This is a genomic window from Rhodococcus sp. 008 (assembly GCF_001682295.1).
GTDB classification, from domain to species: Bacteria; Actinomycetota; Actinomycetes; order Mycobacteriales; family Mycobacteriaceae; genus Rhodococcus_F; species Rhodococcus_F qingshengii.
Genome location: NZ_CP012749.1, coordinates 5,866,120 through 5,880,411 on the forward strand (window position 1 = coordinate 5,866,120; position 14,292 = coordinate 5,880,411).

14 protein-coding genes are annotated in these 14,292 nt (G+C 60.8%); 6 read left to right on the top strand and 8 right to left on the bottom strand.

All coding sequences use genetic code 11. The annotated features are described in order from the left end of the window. Positions 1-198: 198 nt before the first annotated feature. From AOT96_RS27050 to AOT96_RS27060, 3 genes are read left to right on the top strand one after another with little or no spacing between them, the layout of a single operon-like run. The gene (locus AOT96_RS27050) at positions 199-1,023 is read left to right on the top strand and encodes an FAD binding domain-containing protein (protein ID WP_007733027.1); all 825 of its coding nucleotides are present in this window, start codon (positions 199-201) and stop codon (positions 1,021-1,023) included. Then, complete coding sequence (locus tag AOT96_RS27055) at positions 1,020-3,713, top strand: molybdopterin-dependent oxidoreductase (RefSeq protein WP_065352531.1); 2,694 nt, start codon at positions 1,020-1,022, stop codon at positions 3,711-3,713. Before AOT96_RS27050 ends, AOT96_RS27055 begins: the two co-directional genes overlap by 4 nt. Continuing rightward, complete coding sequence (locus AOT96_RS27060; protein WP_065352532.1) at positions 3,710-4,681, top strand: antibiotic biosynthesis monooxygenase; 972 nt, start codon at positions 3,710-3,712, stop codon at positions 4,679-4,681. Before AOT96_RS27055 ends, AOT96_RS27060 begins: the two co-directional genes overlap by 4 nt. Positions 4,682-4,766: 85 nt before the next feature. On the opposite strand, the gene AOT96_RS27065 is transcribed toward AOT96_RS27060, so the two are convergent. Together AOT96_RS27065 and AOT96_RS27070 are read right to left on the bottom strand one after the other, a co-directional pair. Beyond that, positions 4,767-6,005, bottom strand: coding sequence for an HNH endonuclease signature motif containing protein (locus tag AOT96_RS27065; protein WP_065352533.1), 1,239 nt, complete (start codon positions 6,003-6,005; stop codon positions 4,767-4,769). Positions 6,006-6,122: 117 nt separating this feature from the next. Beyond that, positions 6,123-9,227 carry a multicopper oxidase family protein gene (locus tag AOT96_RS27070; RefSeq protein WP_197523651.1) on the bottom strand — a complete coding sequence of 1,035 codons (3,105 nt, stop codon included), beginning with the start codon at positions 9,225-9,227 and terminating at the stop codon, positions 6,123-6,125. Positions 9,228-9,544: 317 nt separating this feature from the next. Between AOT96_RS27070 and AOT96_RS27075 the strand changes: the two genes are divergently transcribed. Continuing rightward, positions 9,545-10,156 (top strand): hypothetical protein, encoded by a 612-nt coding sequence (locus AOT96_RS27075; RefSeq protein ID WP_007732226.1) that lies wholly within the window; start codon positions 9,545-9,547, stop codon positions 10,154-10,156. A gap of 34 nt (positions 10,157-10,190) precedes the next feature. Here AOT96_RS27075 and AOT96_RS27080 read toward each other — a convergent pair whose 3' ends face one another. Together AOT96_RS27080 and AOT96_RS27085 are read right to left on the bottom strand one after the other, a co-directional pair. Then, positions 10,191-11,204, bottom strand: coding sequence for a cation diffusion facilitator family transporter (locus AOT96_RS27080; protein WP_065352535.1), 1,014 nt, complete (start codon positions 11,202-11,204; stop codon positions 10,191-10,193). Continuing rightward, complete coding sequence (locus tag AOT96_RS27085; RefSeq protein WP_003942406.1) at positions 11,201-11,623, bottom strand: ArsR/SmtB family transcription factor; 423 nt, start codon at positions 11,621-11,623, stop codon at positions 11,201-11,203. Before AOT96_RS27085 ends, AOT96_RS27080 begins: the two co-directional genes overlap by 4 nt. A 109-nt stretch (positions 11,624-11,732) precedes the next feature. Here AOT96_RS27085 and AOT96_RS27090 point away from each other — a divergent pair, with 109 nt between their 5' ends. Next, positions 11,733-12,158, top strand: a complete 426-nt coding sequence (locus tag AOT96_RS27090) for a nitroreductase/quinone reductase family protein (protein ID WP_058227033.1) — start codon at positions 11,733-11,735, stop codon at positions 12,156-12,158. Positions 12,159-12,218: 60 nt separating this feature from the next. On the opposite strand, the gene AOT96_RS27095 is transcribed toward AOT96_RS27090, so the two are convergent. From AOT96_RS27095 to hisI, 4 genes are all read right to left on the bottom strand, one after another. Then, complete coding sequence (locus tag AOT96_RS27095) at positions 12,219-12,605, bottom strand: DUF2784 domain-containing protein (protein ID WP_065352536.1); 387 nt, start codon at positions 12,603-12,605, stop codon at positions 12,219-12,221. Positions 12,606-12,678: 73 nt separating this feature from the next. Then, positions 12,679-12,939 (bottom strand): hypothetical protein, encoded by a 261-nt coding sequence (locus tag AOT96_RS27100; protein WP_223304508.1) that lies wholly within the window; start codon positions 12,937-12,939, stop codon positions 12,679-12,681. Positions 12,940-13,001: 62 nt separating this feature from the next. Continuing rightward, entirely contained in the window at positions 13,002-13,295 is a 294-nt protein-coding gene (locus AOT96_RS27105; RefSeq protein WP_065352537.1) for a DUF1905 domain-containing protein, read from the bottom strand. A 6-nt stretch (positions 13,296-13,301) separates the two neighbouring features. Beyond that, positions 13,302-13,649, bottom strand: a complete 348-nt coding sequence (gene hisI / locus AOT96_RS27110) for a phosphoribosyl-AMP cyclohydrolase (protein ID WP_003942390.1) — start codon at positions 13,647-13,649, stop codon at positions 13,302-13,304. Between the two features lie 103 nt (positions 13,650-13,752). Here hisI and AOT96_RS27115 point away from each other — a divergent pair, with 103 nt between their 5' ends. Further along, positions 13,753-14,274: a universal stress protein gene (locus tag AOT96_RS27115; protein WP_030537062.1), complete on the top strand. Its 522-nt coding sequence runs from the start codon at positions 13,753-13,755 to the stop codon at positions 14,272-14,274. Positions 14,275-14,292 lie beyond the last annotated feature (18 nt).

Below are 14,292 nucleotides of genomic sequence, written 5' to 3' on the forward strand. Positions count from 1 at the left end.
GCGAAAGCAAGAGGCTGATCGCGCCTCTCAAGCAGTCGTACCCAGAATCGGCAAGCGCATGCACCGCCCCACCAGTCGATGTCACGTACGTATCGCTCATGTTTCGCGTGCCCGATATGTACTAAAAGTGTGAATGCGTCTCGTCACCTCGGTAATGTCCCACTCCGAGAAGACACATCCCCCGAGGGGAGCAGGCGCATGGACATCACCACCATTACCGACGTGATACGCCGACCACCGGATCGCCCAGGGGACGTGTGGCGTCCCGGCGACGCCTGGCTCGCGGGAGGAACGTGGCTGTTCTCAGCAGAACAACCCGACACGCGTCGACTGGTCGACCTCACCGCGCTCGGTTGGACACCACTGGAGGTCGGCCCGACTCATTTCGGTGTCGGAGCTACGTGCACCGTTGCCGAACTGTATGCGTTTGTCCCGCCGGACAATTGGCGTGCGAGTCCACTTATTCGCGTCAGCTGCGAGTACTTCCTCTCGTCTTTCAAGGTGTGGAATTCGGCCACCGTAGGCGGCAACATCTGTATGTCGCTTCCGGCCGGACCGATGATCACCCTGGCAGTTGCACTCGAGGCTTCGTTCACACTATGGGCTACCGACGGAACAGTGAGGACCGTCGACGCGTGCGACTTCGTGACCGGTGACCACCAGAATGTCCTGGAGCCGGGCGAAGTCCTTCGGAGCATCGAGTTCCCGGTGCACGCACTCACCAAACGGCACGCCCACCGCCGCTTCAGTCTCACGCACCTCGGCCGTTCGACGATCTTCATGATCGCGACGCAGACTCCTGGCGCCGACGACTTTCACCTCACCATCACCGCCGGCACCACCCATCCGATCCGGCTGACGTTCGACACCATGCCGGACGAGCACTCTCTGCGACGAGCCGTCGACTCCATTTCGGCCGACATTTGGTTCGACGATCCCAACGGAACCCCAGACCACCGCCTCCACCTCGCCCGCCACTACGCCGACGAGCTCCGAAACGAACTCACGGGGAGCCAGTCATGAGCTACACGGTGAACGACCGGCAGTTCCACGAGGAGCCGTTCCCGGGACAGTGTCTCCGGACGTTTCTTCGGCACCTCGGACACCACGGGGTGAAGAAGGGGTGCGACGGCGGGGACTGCGGGGCGTGCACAGTGTGGCTAGACGGAACACCGATACACAGCTGCATCACGCCCGCCTTTCGCGCCGACGGTCGCGCGGTAACCACGATCGAGGGACTCGGCACGCCCGAAGATCTCCATCCGATTCAGCAGCAGTTCCGGGATGCACCCGGCTTTCAGTGTGGGTTCTGCACCGCCGGGATGATCATGACCTCGGCGGCGCTCACCGACGCGCAGAAAGAAGACTTGCCGCGAGCGCTCAAGGGAAACCTGTGCCGCTGCACCGGTTACCGATCCATCGAAGACGCGGTCAACGGTGTCGGTGCTATCGAAGTTGCCCTCCCGGGACAGGCCGTCGGAACCAGCGTCGGGGCGCCGGCGGCCACCGACGTGGTGACCGGCCGAGCCGAATACACTATGGACACCGCGATCGACGGCATGCTGCACCTGAAAGTGCTGCACTCGCCTCACGCACATGCCCGCATCACCTCCATCGACACCACCGAGGCGCTCGCCGTCCCCGGTGTCCATCGCGTCTACACCTGGAAAGACGTGCCGCGCAAGCTCTTCACCACGGCAATACATACCGACCACCTTGTCGATCCGGACGACACCTACATTCTCGACAACGTCGTGCGGTTCGTGGGTCAGCGTGTAGTGGCCGTCCTCGCCGACTCCGTCGTCGCTGCGGAAGAAGGCCGTCGGAAGGTGAAGGTCGATTACGAGATCCTGCCTTCCGTGTTCGATCCGGAAGAGGCCATGGCCGACGGCGCTCCAGCCCTGCACGGATCCGACGATCCCTTTGTTCGAGATCCCGAGCACAACATCCTGCTCGAACTTCACGGTCATGTGGGCGACGTCGAGGCAGGGTTCGCCGAGGCCGACGTCATCCACGAAGGCACCTACTTCTCGCCGCGGGTTCAGCACGCGCACCTCGAGACGCACGGTTCGATCTCCTGGATGGAAGACGGACGCCTTCACGTTCGCACAAGTTCGCAGTCCCCCTCCATCGCCAAGGTCAAACTCGCCCATCTCTTCGACCTCCGCCCGGATCAGCTACGCGTGTTCTGCAAACGCGTGGGCGGCGGGTTCGGAGGAAAACAGGAAGTGATCAGCGAGGATCTGGTGGCGCTCGCCACCCTCGACACCGGTCGTCCCGTCTGCCTCGAGTTCACCCGAGAAGAAGAGTTCACCACCGCGTCGCCGCGTCATCCGATGAAGCTCACGATCAAGCTCGGTGCCAAGTCGGACGGAACCCTCACAGCCTTTCAGTATCGCAACGTATCGAACACCGGTGCGTACGGAAACCACGGTGGAGAGACACTCTTTGCCGGCGGCGCGGCAGTATCGCTCTACCGCTGCGCCAACAAGAAGTTCGATGCGTATTCCGTGTACACCAATAACGTCCCGAGCGGCGCTCTGCGTGGGTACGGGATGACGCAACCGGCCTTTGCCGTGGAATCGGCCATGACCGAATTGGCCGTCGCGCTGAACATGGATCCGCTCGAACTGCGTCGACGCAATATCGTCCGACCGGGCGATTCGCTGATCGCACTCGAAGACGGCCCAGACGACGTGATCTTCACCGAAGACGGACTGGGGCAATGCATCGATCTGATCGACACCGCGTTGAAGCGGCAACAGGTTCCCTCGCTCGGAGACGATTGGCTGATCGGCACCGGTACCGCCAGTTCACTACATGAGACCGCGCCACCCACCGAGCACATTTCCGAGGCTTGGCTCACCCTCGGCGAAGACTGTGTATACGAACTTGCCATCGGCACAGTCGAATTCGGTGAGGGAACTTCTACGGCCCACGTGCAGATCGCCGCAAATCAGCTGGGCACAACTCCGTCGCGTGTACGAATCATTCAGTCGGACACCGACCGAACCGGTTTCGACACAGGCGCTTTCGCCAGCGCCGGCCTGTTTGTCGCTGGGAACGCGGTACTTCGCGCGTCGAATGCGCTCCGCGATCGCCTACTTGCCTTCGCCGCGCACCACACCGGCGTGTCGATTGACCAGTGCTCGATGGACGACGACAAGATCGTCTGCGGTAGTACTCGATTAACACTGCAAGAGATACTCGAGGCCGCACGCCCGCGCGGGATCCGATTCACCGAGGCGCGGAAGGCATACGGATCTCCGCGCAGCGTGGTGTCCAACACTCATGGCTTCCGGATTGCCGTCCATCGCATCACCGGCGAGATCCGCATTCTCTACAGCGTCCAAGCCACCGACGCTGGGGTGATCATCAATCCGGCGCAGGTGCGGGGACAGATCGAAGGTGGCGTCGCCCAGGGCATCGGCTTCGCACTCACCGAGAACTTCCACGTAGACGCAAACGGCGCGATGATGAACCCGAATCTACGTAACTACCGGATCCCGACATATGCAGATATCCCACGCACGGAGGTGATCCTCGTCGAGTCATCAGACTCCGTCGGTCCTCTCCGCTCCAAGGGCATGGCGGAGTGCTGCATCAATCCGGTTGCCCCTGCATTGGCGAACGCACTGCAGGATGCAACCGGGTCACGATTCCGGTCACTACCGCTCACCCCGGAACGCATCTACTCAGGCCTGAACCGATGACCGCGAACACGTCGGCGGACAGCGCCGCGACGGTCATCATCGGCCAGCGAGTGCGTGCCGGACTGGAGAAAGAATTCGAGGTCTGGCAGAAAGATCTCAACCGGGCGGCCGCAGATTATGCAGGCTTCCTCGGGGCAGAAATCGCTGCTCCGACGCCCACCCAACCTGATTGGGTGATCGTGTATCGATTCGACTCCATCGCTCATGTTCAGGCGTGGATCAACAGCGCGACGAGGCAGGACTACCTCGACAGCGGTCGTCAGTTCTTCGACGGCCCGGCCACGCAGCAGGTAGTGAGCGGCGGGATCAGGCCTCCGGACCCACTGCTGACTGTCGTAGTGACGCACCGAGTCGGTGACGACAGCATCGACGAGTTCCTTGCCTGGCAGGATCGCCTTCGGGAGGTGGAGAGTGCTTTCGACGGATTCCGCGGCACCGAACTGTTTCGCCCCGTCGACGGTGTGCAGGATGAATGGACCCTGCTGTATCGCTTCGACAATGCTGCCCACCTCGATACGTGGCTGACTTCCCCTGAGCGACAACAACTCCTCGCCGAGGGCCGCAAGTTTCACGACTTCGAACTGCGAACCGTGGACAATTCGTTCGGCAGTTGGTTTGCCTTCGACGAGAACGGAAACGAGGCCCCTCCACCTTCGGAGACAAAAACCTCGATCGCGGTCTGGGTCGGTCTCTACCCGACTGTCGTCTTGCTTACTTTGGCGCTGTCACCGCTGAAGCTGCCACTCTGGCTCGGATTGTTGATCGGCAATCTGCTGTCGAGCTTCATCATGAGTTTCTTCACGATGCCGTACTACGTGAATCGACTCCTGCGCCGTTGGCTGCGTCCGCCTCCGGGGATTCCTGTCGCAAAAACCAACGCACAAGGGGTGGCAATCGTCGCCGCTGTGACGTTGTTCTGGGTTGTCGTCTTCTACCTCGTGACTACTCAGTTCTGGTCGCTGCCCTGAACTCTCCGGAACACGAAATGCCAGCGCATGTAACGGGGCATGATTCTTCCCCGGTGCATACGCTGGCATTTTCAGTTTTGGCCGTTCAGGCGGCCGTCGGTGGGCCGTTCCCGCCGATCGGCTGTTGATACGGATCAACCGACATCGGTGGATAGAACACGGTTTTTCGGTCGGGTCCGATCTCCACCCGCCACTCCGTGTGATGCAGCGTCCGATGATGATGACCACACAACAAGACCAGATTATCGAGATCCGTTGGGCCGCCATCACCCCAGTGAACAATATGATGAGCATCGCACCACCCCGACGGAGTCCCGCACCCCGGGAACGCACACCCACCATCACGAACCGCCAACGCCCGCCGCTGCGGCACCGTCGCTGTTCTCGCTTCCTTACCGCAGTCGAGCGGAACCCCGTTCTCATCCAACAAAATCCGCGTGATCGTGCAGTCGCACGCCAACATCCGCGCGGTATCGATACTGATCGGGCCCACCCAATCCGCCCACGCGAAACCCAACTCCTCAGTGGACGGCAAGAGGTCTTTCAACGCCTTGAGGTCTGTCATGTCTTTTGCGCTGGCGGTGACCGTGATGTGTGGTTTCACTCCGCCCTCGATCGGACCCAACCCCGCCCGCTCGTACCGGCGCAACAACTCGCAAAACCCATCCGCACGCCGTAATGCCGGAGTACGCGTGTCCTTCACGCCGTCCTTCTCCGGCGTCGGCGCAGACAGACTCGACAACAACGTGATCAGACGTGCCCCGTTCACAGCATCCAGATCACCCTTCACAGTGACCCGCCCGTACAAACCCTTCGACGCGTAGAACTCGTTACGCTCCGAATCCTCACCCACCGGAACGCCGTCCTCACGCTTGCCGTACTGCTTCTCGATCCGCCGGATCGCCGCCCGCACCGCATCACAATCAGCGATGTTCTTCGACGCCAACCCCAACAGAATCCCGCGAGCCTTGTCGACATCCGCCGGCGTCATGTTCTTGGGCGGATGCTGACAAAACGACGCCACCTGACGGGCTTTCAACGCATCCACGTCACCACGATGAAACGCATCCGCCACAACCGGTTCGAGCATCAACAACCGCGCCAGACTGACCAACAGGCTGCACTCACCGATCTCCAGATTCGTCGAACCATGCAACCACAGCGCGATCGCCCGAAAACCCCTCCCGCCGAGAACCTCCCGGGAAAACATCTCCACGATCAACAACACCATCCGCGACTGCAACTCGTGCCGGACACGCACCAGATCCAGAACCTCACCCTTGAGGCCCTCACCATCCAGCTGCCACGCTCCCCGACTGTCCATACCGAAAGTTTAATCGAACACACTTTCGATAACCAGAGACAAAACGGACAACTTCGAGAACAGGAAGGCTCGAGACCCGTTGATATGAAACTACTTTCAGTAACTCTCAAAACCGGATCATCGGCCGCCGAGTGGCAGAACTCCCCCGCCGACAGGATACGGAGGGAGCGTTCCCACAAGCGTCGGTGTCAATGTGGTCGCAGACGGATCGGCGCGACCCAGCGTAAGTTTCCGAACTTCGGCACCCGTTCCGTTGCTGCCACTTACGAGGAGGTCCGCGCCGGTGGTCGTGCTCGTCGTGGCCACTCCGACACCCGAACCTGGACCGGTGAACGGGTCGAAAGCTGCAACCTCCCGAAACGCCACGTCCGTCGAATGGTGATCTGGACTCTCGAGGTACATCTCGGGTGCACCGTCGAGCCTGGATCCACTCGAAAAGACGCGGATTGATCCTTCTCCTCCGAGCATGCCTGCCACTATCGACTTTGCTCCGCCCTCGGCGCCGGCCACCCAACCCGTCGACAGAGACACCCCGTCGCGGTAGCCCTGATCGAATGCCAAAAACTGCGATGTCATTACAGGACCAGCCGTATGACCTGCGTGTTCATCGGAGCCGCCCTGCGCAGCCGCCGTCGGTTCGTACAGGTCGTAGCGGAACGTCTTGATCAACGGCTCCTCGCCCGCACCCGGTGCGGTCACGATGCTCGCTCGACCGGAGTGACTGTCAACCATTCCGGTTGCGAACGTGACTCCGCTACTCGATCCCGGGTACGGCGAGAACGAACCGAATTCTGCGGGTGCGGACTTCTTGTCCGCCGGAAGGTCGGTGGAGTAAATCTTGACCTGCGACTCCATCCCCGGGCCCGAGGCAACGATGATGTTGTCCGCCAGTGCGTTTCCGTCGATATCGACGCCGCCGATGTTCACTCCGCCACGAAAACCCACATCGAAGGGGGCGAATCTTGCCAACTCGTCGGTGAACGGCACGCCGCCGACTGCGTTGTACGCCACCACTTCCGGAGCCGAGCCTGCACCTGTTCCAGCGACCAGATCAAGCACCATGTCTCCGTTCACGTCCGCCATCGCAACACTCGGGGTGCCTTCGAACGACGGGAAGGGCGTCACAGCAGTGATCAGTTTGTCGCCGTTGGCATCGAATATCTGCACCTTGGCGGGCACGCCGGCCGAACCAGGTATCGCGACGGCATATGTCGATACCTCGGGAATCACGTTGACAGTCGCCATCAAACCGTTGTCCTCGTGATTGAGTCGGTGGCAGTGAATCACAAAGGTTCCGGTGTACTCGGTGAACTTCGTCCGCAACGTCACCGATGCTGGTTCCAGCGCATTCTCGTTCTCGTCCGTCACCGGCGCCGGCACGTTCACGTTGTCGATTCCCCAGGGCTGAACGCCCGTCGTGGTACCTGCGACGGGATCCACAACTTCCGTTACCTGGAAGTCGTTGACGTGAATATGCATCGGGTGTTCGTCGTTGTTGAGGTTCGTGATCTTCCATTCCTCAACGGAATTCAGTCGCGGTTGAATCAGCGGAATGTTGGGGAACGTGTTGTCGGCGAATTCGTAGGTGAAGGCCTTCGGATCGCTGTTGCTGGCCTTCTCGTTTCCGAACCCACCGGACACTGTGAGATTGCGGGTCACGTCGGGCGTCATCGCTGCGGTATCCACGAACGAGGTGTAGGTATCGAGCTTCTGTCCGAACTCGAAGGGAGTCGTCTTTCCTTCACCCTCGTCTGGCGTCGCACGGATCAACTGCTGAGTCGGGAACGTGAAGAATCCGTCCGCGTAACTGATCACCGACGGGTCGACGGTGACGGTTCCGAGTTCGGCGGGCGGATTGTCGGTACCGTTGTTGGTGTAGAGAATGCCTGGATTGCTCACCGGCTTCGCACCTTCGAGCGGTGGCATCTCCAGCACCAGATCGCCGGACTCCGGCATCGTCACTGCGATTGCGTATCGCGAGGCCGGCGGAATCACCAGCCTGGTTCCGTCCCCGTCCACGGGTGGCCTGACCTCGTCGAACGGGTTCCCGTCCTGCCCTACGATGGCGAACTTCGGATGGGCGCCGGTTGCGGTTTCCGTCAACGTGACCGGCATGTAGGCAAAGTCGCTGATGTTGGCAAGCACCCAGATCTCGGTCTGCCCCGGCTTCAGTTTCAGCGACGGCTGGAACTGACCGTTCACGGTGTACTGCACATCGCGTTGGTTGTCCGGCAGTAAAGGATCGGCCGGTACAGTCGTCGATTCACCCACGAAGCTCTGCAGATTGCCTGGAACGAATTGATTCTGTCCACGATGATTGGCCGGGGACAACGGTCCGGTATACCAGTTGGTGAAATACTGCGCGCCCTCGGTGGTGTCCGAGAAATTCACCGGAGCAAGGCTCGGACGGTACGTCCCGTCGGCTAGTTCCGTACCGGCGGGTGGCGTCAACGTACTGACGAATTGGGGCCAGTTCGCGTCGTTGAGCTGTCGGCCCTTTCCTTTTCGGTCGAATACGAAGTTGTACTGCAGTGCCATATCGCGAATCGGAACGTCGTTTGCCGTCACGACAGGCAGATTGCCGTCCGGCCGGCCGATTTCCAGTAGCCCGGCCAGGCCCATGTACGTCTGCTGGGCGGTGAGGGTGTGCCGGTGACTGTGATACCAGTACAGACCGTTCGGCATCGTCCCCGGAATCGCGTAGTCGTACACGTTTCCCTGGCCGGCTGGAATGTTGAGCAACACGTTGTCCGCATTGCCGTCCGGACTCACGTGCACTCCGTGCGTGTGCAGATTCAGCGGAGCCGACGTCAGCGCCGGCGGATAGATCGGCACGTCCCCGCCCGCCGGTGTGAATGCCGGATCGTAGAAGTCCTGGATCGTGAGATCCTGCAAATCGTTGTCGTAATGAATGATCAATCGCTCTCCGGGATTGACGCGGAGAGTCGGCGCCGGATAGACGTCACTCGCCGAGGTCGATCCGTCCGACGCCGTACCGCGGATGACCTCGTACCCGAAGAGCAGAAAATTCGACACGGGCGCCGAAGCGGTATCGAGCGGAATCACTCCCTGATGAGCGGACAAGCGCACCTCGAGAACACCATCTCGGCTACTCAGTTTCACCGGCTCCCGATAGTCGACGGCGGTTCCGCCAGAGCCGTAATTGCCGCCCACCTCGGGCGCCGATTCACCGGAGGTACACGCGGCCAACGCCATCGTCATGGACACCACTACTGCTGCGGCTAACGACTTTCCTCGCAGTGCGATCACTGGTTTCCCCGTTCCATGGTGGCGTGAGGTACGTCCGATCAGCGCTCACCAGCCTATCGAGAAAACATCGGCTGAACAGGATATTCACGACAAATCGCCCACCTAAGGCCTGCGTGAGTGCTGCACCTTGCAAGCAGTCTCAGCAAACCGATCAGAAATCGAGAAGCACAGCCACGGGACCCGCAATTACGTTGAAACACATGAACACACCACAGAAGTCCACTTCCGACCACACGTCGCCAATCCACACATCAGCAGGGAGCGCCCAGATGACCACCGCGAAATCCGTGATACTCGACGTTCCCGACCTCGCGGCAGCCGAAGCCTTCTACAACGCTCTCGGCGTCGGAGATCGAATCCAGCTACGCGAATCGAACGAACCGACAACAGGGTTTCGTGGGTACACCCTTTCGCTCGTCGTCTCCCAACCGAACATCGTCGACGCCTTCGTCGGCGCAGCACTCGCAGCCGGTGCCACCGCCTTGAAGCCTGTGAAGAAATCCCTCTGGGGATACGGCGGAGTCGTCCAGGCTCCAGACGGTTCGATCTGGAAGATCGCCACGTCGTCGAAGAAGAACGACGGGCCGGCCACCCGCACGATCGACAGCCTCGTGCTGCTGCTCGGCGCCGAAGACGTCAAGGCCAGCAAGCAGTTCTACCTCGACCGCGGACTCGAGGTGTCCAAGAGCTTCGGTCGCAAGTACGTCGAATTCACCAGTGCAGCAAACAATGTGACACTCGCACTGTATGGTCGCCGCGCTTTGGCAAAGGATGCCGGGGTTGCTCCGGAAGGCACCGGATCACACCGTCTGACCGTTGCCGGCACGTCTGAAACCTTCACAGACCCAGACGGTTTCGCCTGGGAAGCCGCCTGCGCTTGACATCAAGCACAGATCACCGGGAAGGCGGCCGGTATCAGACTTCGGAGTTGGCCGCGTCATGCGCCGGGTACGCATGCACCAAGGCAGTAGCGAGTTTGGGCACCGCGTGAGTGAGCGAATGCTCGGCGCTGTGTGCAATCGCATGAGCTTCGGCAAGTGTTGCCCGGGGATCGATGTCGAGTTCTGCATCGGCATGCAGTCGGTGTCCGATCCACCGCATCTTCAGATCACGAACACCGAGGACTCCAGGTTCGTGCATCAATGCATGCTCTGCGTCGTCCACCAACTCAGGTTCGACGCCGTCCATCAACCTCCGGAAGACGTCTCGCGCTGCAGTCCTGAGCACCGCCACGATGGCAACGGTGATGACAAGGCCGATGATCGGGTCTGCCAACGGGAAACCCAGCGCAACTCCCCCCGCCCCCAGAAGGACTGCGAGCGAAGTGAATCCGTCGGTCCGAGCATGCAATCCATCGGCCACCAGGGCCGCTGAACCGATTTGCCTGCCGATCCTGATCCGATACAACGCCACCAATTCGTTTCCGATGAAACCGATCAAACCTGCCGCCGCTACCCAACCGAGGTGCTCGATCTCGACCGGGTTGATCAATCGCCTCACCGCCTCGACACCGGCGATCACTGCCGACAGTGCGATCATGGCGAGCACGAACAGTCCGGCCAAATCCTCCGCACGCCCGAAACCATAGGTATAGCGCCTGGTCGCAGCGCGCCGACCGAGCGCGAAGGCAATCCAGAGTGGGACTGCCGTGAGCGCGTCGGAGAAGTTGTGAATGGTGTCCGCCAGCAGCGCCACCGAACCCGAGATCGCCACGATCGCAACCTGAGCAACTGCGGTGACTCCGAGCGCGACAAGACTGATCTTGACCGCCCGGATGCCGATTGCGCTCGATTCCAATGCGTCGTCGACACTGTCGGCAGCGTCGTGACTGTGCGGCGAGAACACTTCGCGGACTGCCGATCGAAATCCCTTCGGCCCGTGGACATGGCGGTGGCCGTGGCCGTGGGACGTCTTGGGTTCGTGCGTCATGACGCACCTTCTTCTTGATCGGTCCGATCGACGTTCGCCGAGCGCTCCGGGTGTATCTCCCGAAGCTCACCTTCACTACGGTGATGCCCCGGCAATCCGGGTCCGGCATGCTCCGCATTGAAGACCGCGTCCGTAACCAGTTGGCGCACATGGTCGTTCTCCAGGCGATAGAACACCGTCGTACCATCGCGGCGGGTTCGTACCAACCTTGCCATGCGCAATTTCGCCAGGTGCTGCGACACCGAGGGCGCCGGCTTGCCGACGCGTTCCGCCAGTTCGTTCACCGAGCACTCGCGGTCGACCAATGCCCACAAGACCTGCACACGGGTTGCGTCGGCCAGCATGCGGAACACCTCGACGACGAGGTCGACTTGATCATCGGGAAGCTTGCGGCGACAAACACCACTATCTGCGTTCATACGTAGATAGTAGATCATGCTGGACGCCGAAGATGACCTCTCGTCGATTCACCAGTTGTGCAAAGCTTGGCGGCAGAGCCCTTCGCCACTCGCAGACCGGGAGACAACGATGAGTACCGACGATTGGAACGCAGGAATCATTGCGGAATTTCGGGAGAACGAGGGCAAGGTAGGTGGCCCCTTCGAAGGTGCGCCCATGGTGTTGGTCCACCACACAGGACGCAAATCCGGACGCAATTTCGTGAGTCCCATGATGTATCTGGCAGACGAGCAGGATCCGAAGACCATCTACGTTTTTGCATCCAAGGCCGGTGCCCCGACCAATCCCGACTGGTACTACAACCTCGTTGCCACCGACCAGGCAGAGGTCGAGATCGGCACCGAAACATACCCGGTCTCCGTCAGCGAAGTAACCGGCGAGAAGCGTGACCGCATCTACGACGAGCAGGCCAGTCGATACCCGGGATTTGCCGAATACGCGGAGAAGACCGCTGAGATCCGCACAATCCCGGTGGTAGCCCTGACTCGCGCGTAAATCCTGGTAGCACCTCCCAGTCGTTTCCATTCGGAAACGGCTGGGATCGTTTGTACGGAATCAGGTCGCTGAAGAGGCTTTGACCTCACCCTTCGCATGCCGTCCGAGCAGCACGTATCCGACCCAGGATCCGACAACCACTGTCGCCGCGAGCGCCTGTACAAGGCCTTCGATACTCGCCGGATAGAACACGCCGGTGATGTAGTGCGAGATGAATCCGGTGGACGGCAACTCCGCGATCCCGGCCATCCGGCGGGCCCAGTTCTCGAGATTGGTCAGCGGGCAGTCATATCCGACCGCTATCGAACCGGCTCCCCAGACGACTACAAGTAGGTGGAAACCGATGGTACGACGCCACTTCCACGCCACGAACCCACCCAGCACCACATAGAGGACAAACCCGAAGTGAACGAACACCGTTACTACTTCGATGAGCCGATACACCATCGTCGTCTCCGCTCGTGGCGCGGAAGTCCCGCAACAACCAGACTAATCCGATGTTAGTCCTCGTAGAGGTGATCTACCCGGTGTATGCAGCGGTCGTGCGAGCAGCGGCGGCTGCAGCCGCATCCGGGTCGTCGCCCGATGCGATCGCAGCTTCGGCCCACAGTTCACTGCTTCCCGCGATGAATGCCTTGGCCTCGTCGCTCGCCGACCACTCGGGTGTCTCGAGTGGCGTCGCGATCCCCAGTTCCACGTGTCGAGCCAGCCCGAGCAGTCCCATGTCCCACCCGACACCGACGGCACCTGGACCGTACTCGGCCCACCGATCCGGCTCCACGTCCGCGGCATGTTCGAAATCGAACAGAATTGCACGACGGCGCTCCTTGGTTCGGGAAAACTTCAGCTCAGTCGCTGCTGTAGATGTACCGCTACCTCTTCTCCAGCGGCGCTCTTGCCGATCGCCTTGCACAGCGCCACGCGCAGCGGAAGCCAGTGCGGTCCGTCGCCGGAGGGCATCAGCGTCGCCTCGAAGGGATGCTCACCATCGAGGGTTCCGAGCACCTTCACAGCGCGTCTGGTTCCCAGAATTTCCGCCGAGCCGGGCACGGTCAAGAACGTTGCGAACGCACCGTCTTTCTCGATGGGAGCGGTGAACGAGTAATCGAGCGGTTGTGGAGTCTTGTCAGTGGCCATCTCGCGTCACTGCTCAGCAGCGAGCAGGACGTCGGTGTCGAAACACGTGTGAGTGCCGGTGTGGCACGCGGCGCCCTCCTGATCGACGATCAGCAAGACGGAATCGCCGTCACAGTCGAGTCGCACCTCGTGCACGTACTGGGTGTGCCCGGAGGTCTCTCCCTTGACCCAGTACTGCTGCCGCGAGCGCGAATAGTACGTCCCCTTACGGGTTTCCAGTGTTCGCGCGAGCGCTTCGTCGTCCATCCACGCGACCATCAGCACATCACCGGTCGACTTCTCCTGCGCAACCGCGCTGAACAGTCCGGCGTCGTTTCGCTTCAGCTTCGCCGCGATTGCGGGATCAAGACTCATATGACGTTTATACCTTCCACCTGTGACTTCCGTGGAATTCCCCTGCACGGCCGCCCTAGAATGGAAGTTCCTTCGCTTCTCTCGCTCTGGAAGAAGATCCGACATGAACCATCAACGTCATGACGGTCCGCACCCGGAGTACATCTGCCATCTCGCGAACCTGAGTACCGATCGCGTCCGAACCCGCCACGTCGTTCTCGGCATCGGCCCAGGTGCTACCAGCAAGAATGTACTCAGCTACGCACTGACGCTTGCCGCCAAGGAGGATTCAGCCCTCCACGTCGTTCACTGCATCACGTCCGAGGACCTACCTGTCGAAACCGACTCGCCAGAATTCGAAACGCGTCTGCACGACGAGATGGTGTCGCAACGCGAGCAGACAACCTCGGCACTTGCCTCGCACGCCGACACCTGGACGTACGACTGCACCTATGGAGACCCGGCCGGTGTCATTCTCGCAACCGCGGACAAATACGACGCATTTACCATCGTGATCGGATCTCCGCGAAAAGGCGCTGCCTCCGCGGTGAGCCGACTGATGCACATCTCGGTCACTTCCCGACTGAACCGGCAGAACCGTTATCCCGTGATATCGGTTCCGACCGGAGTCAGCTCGGCAAGATAGCCGAACGCGGGACAAGCC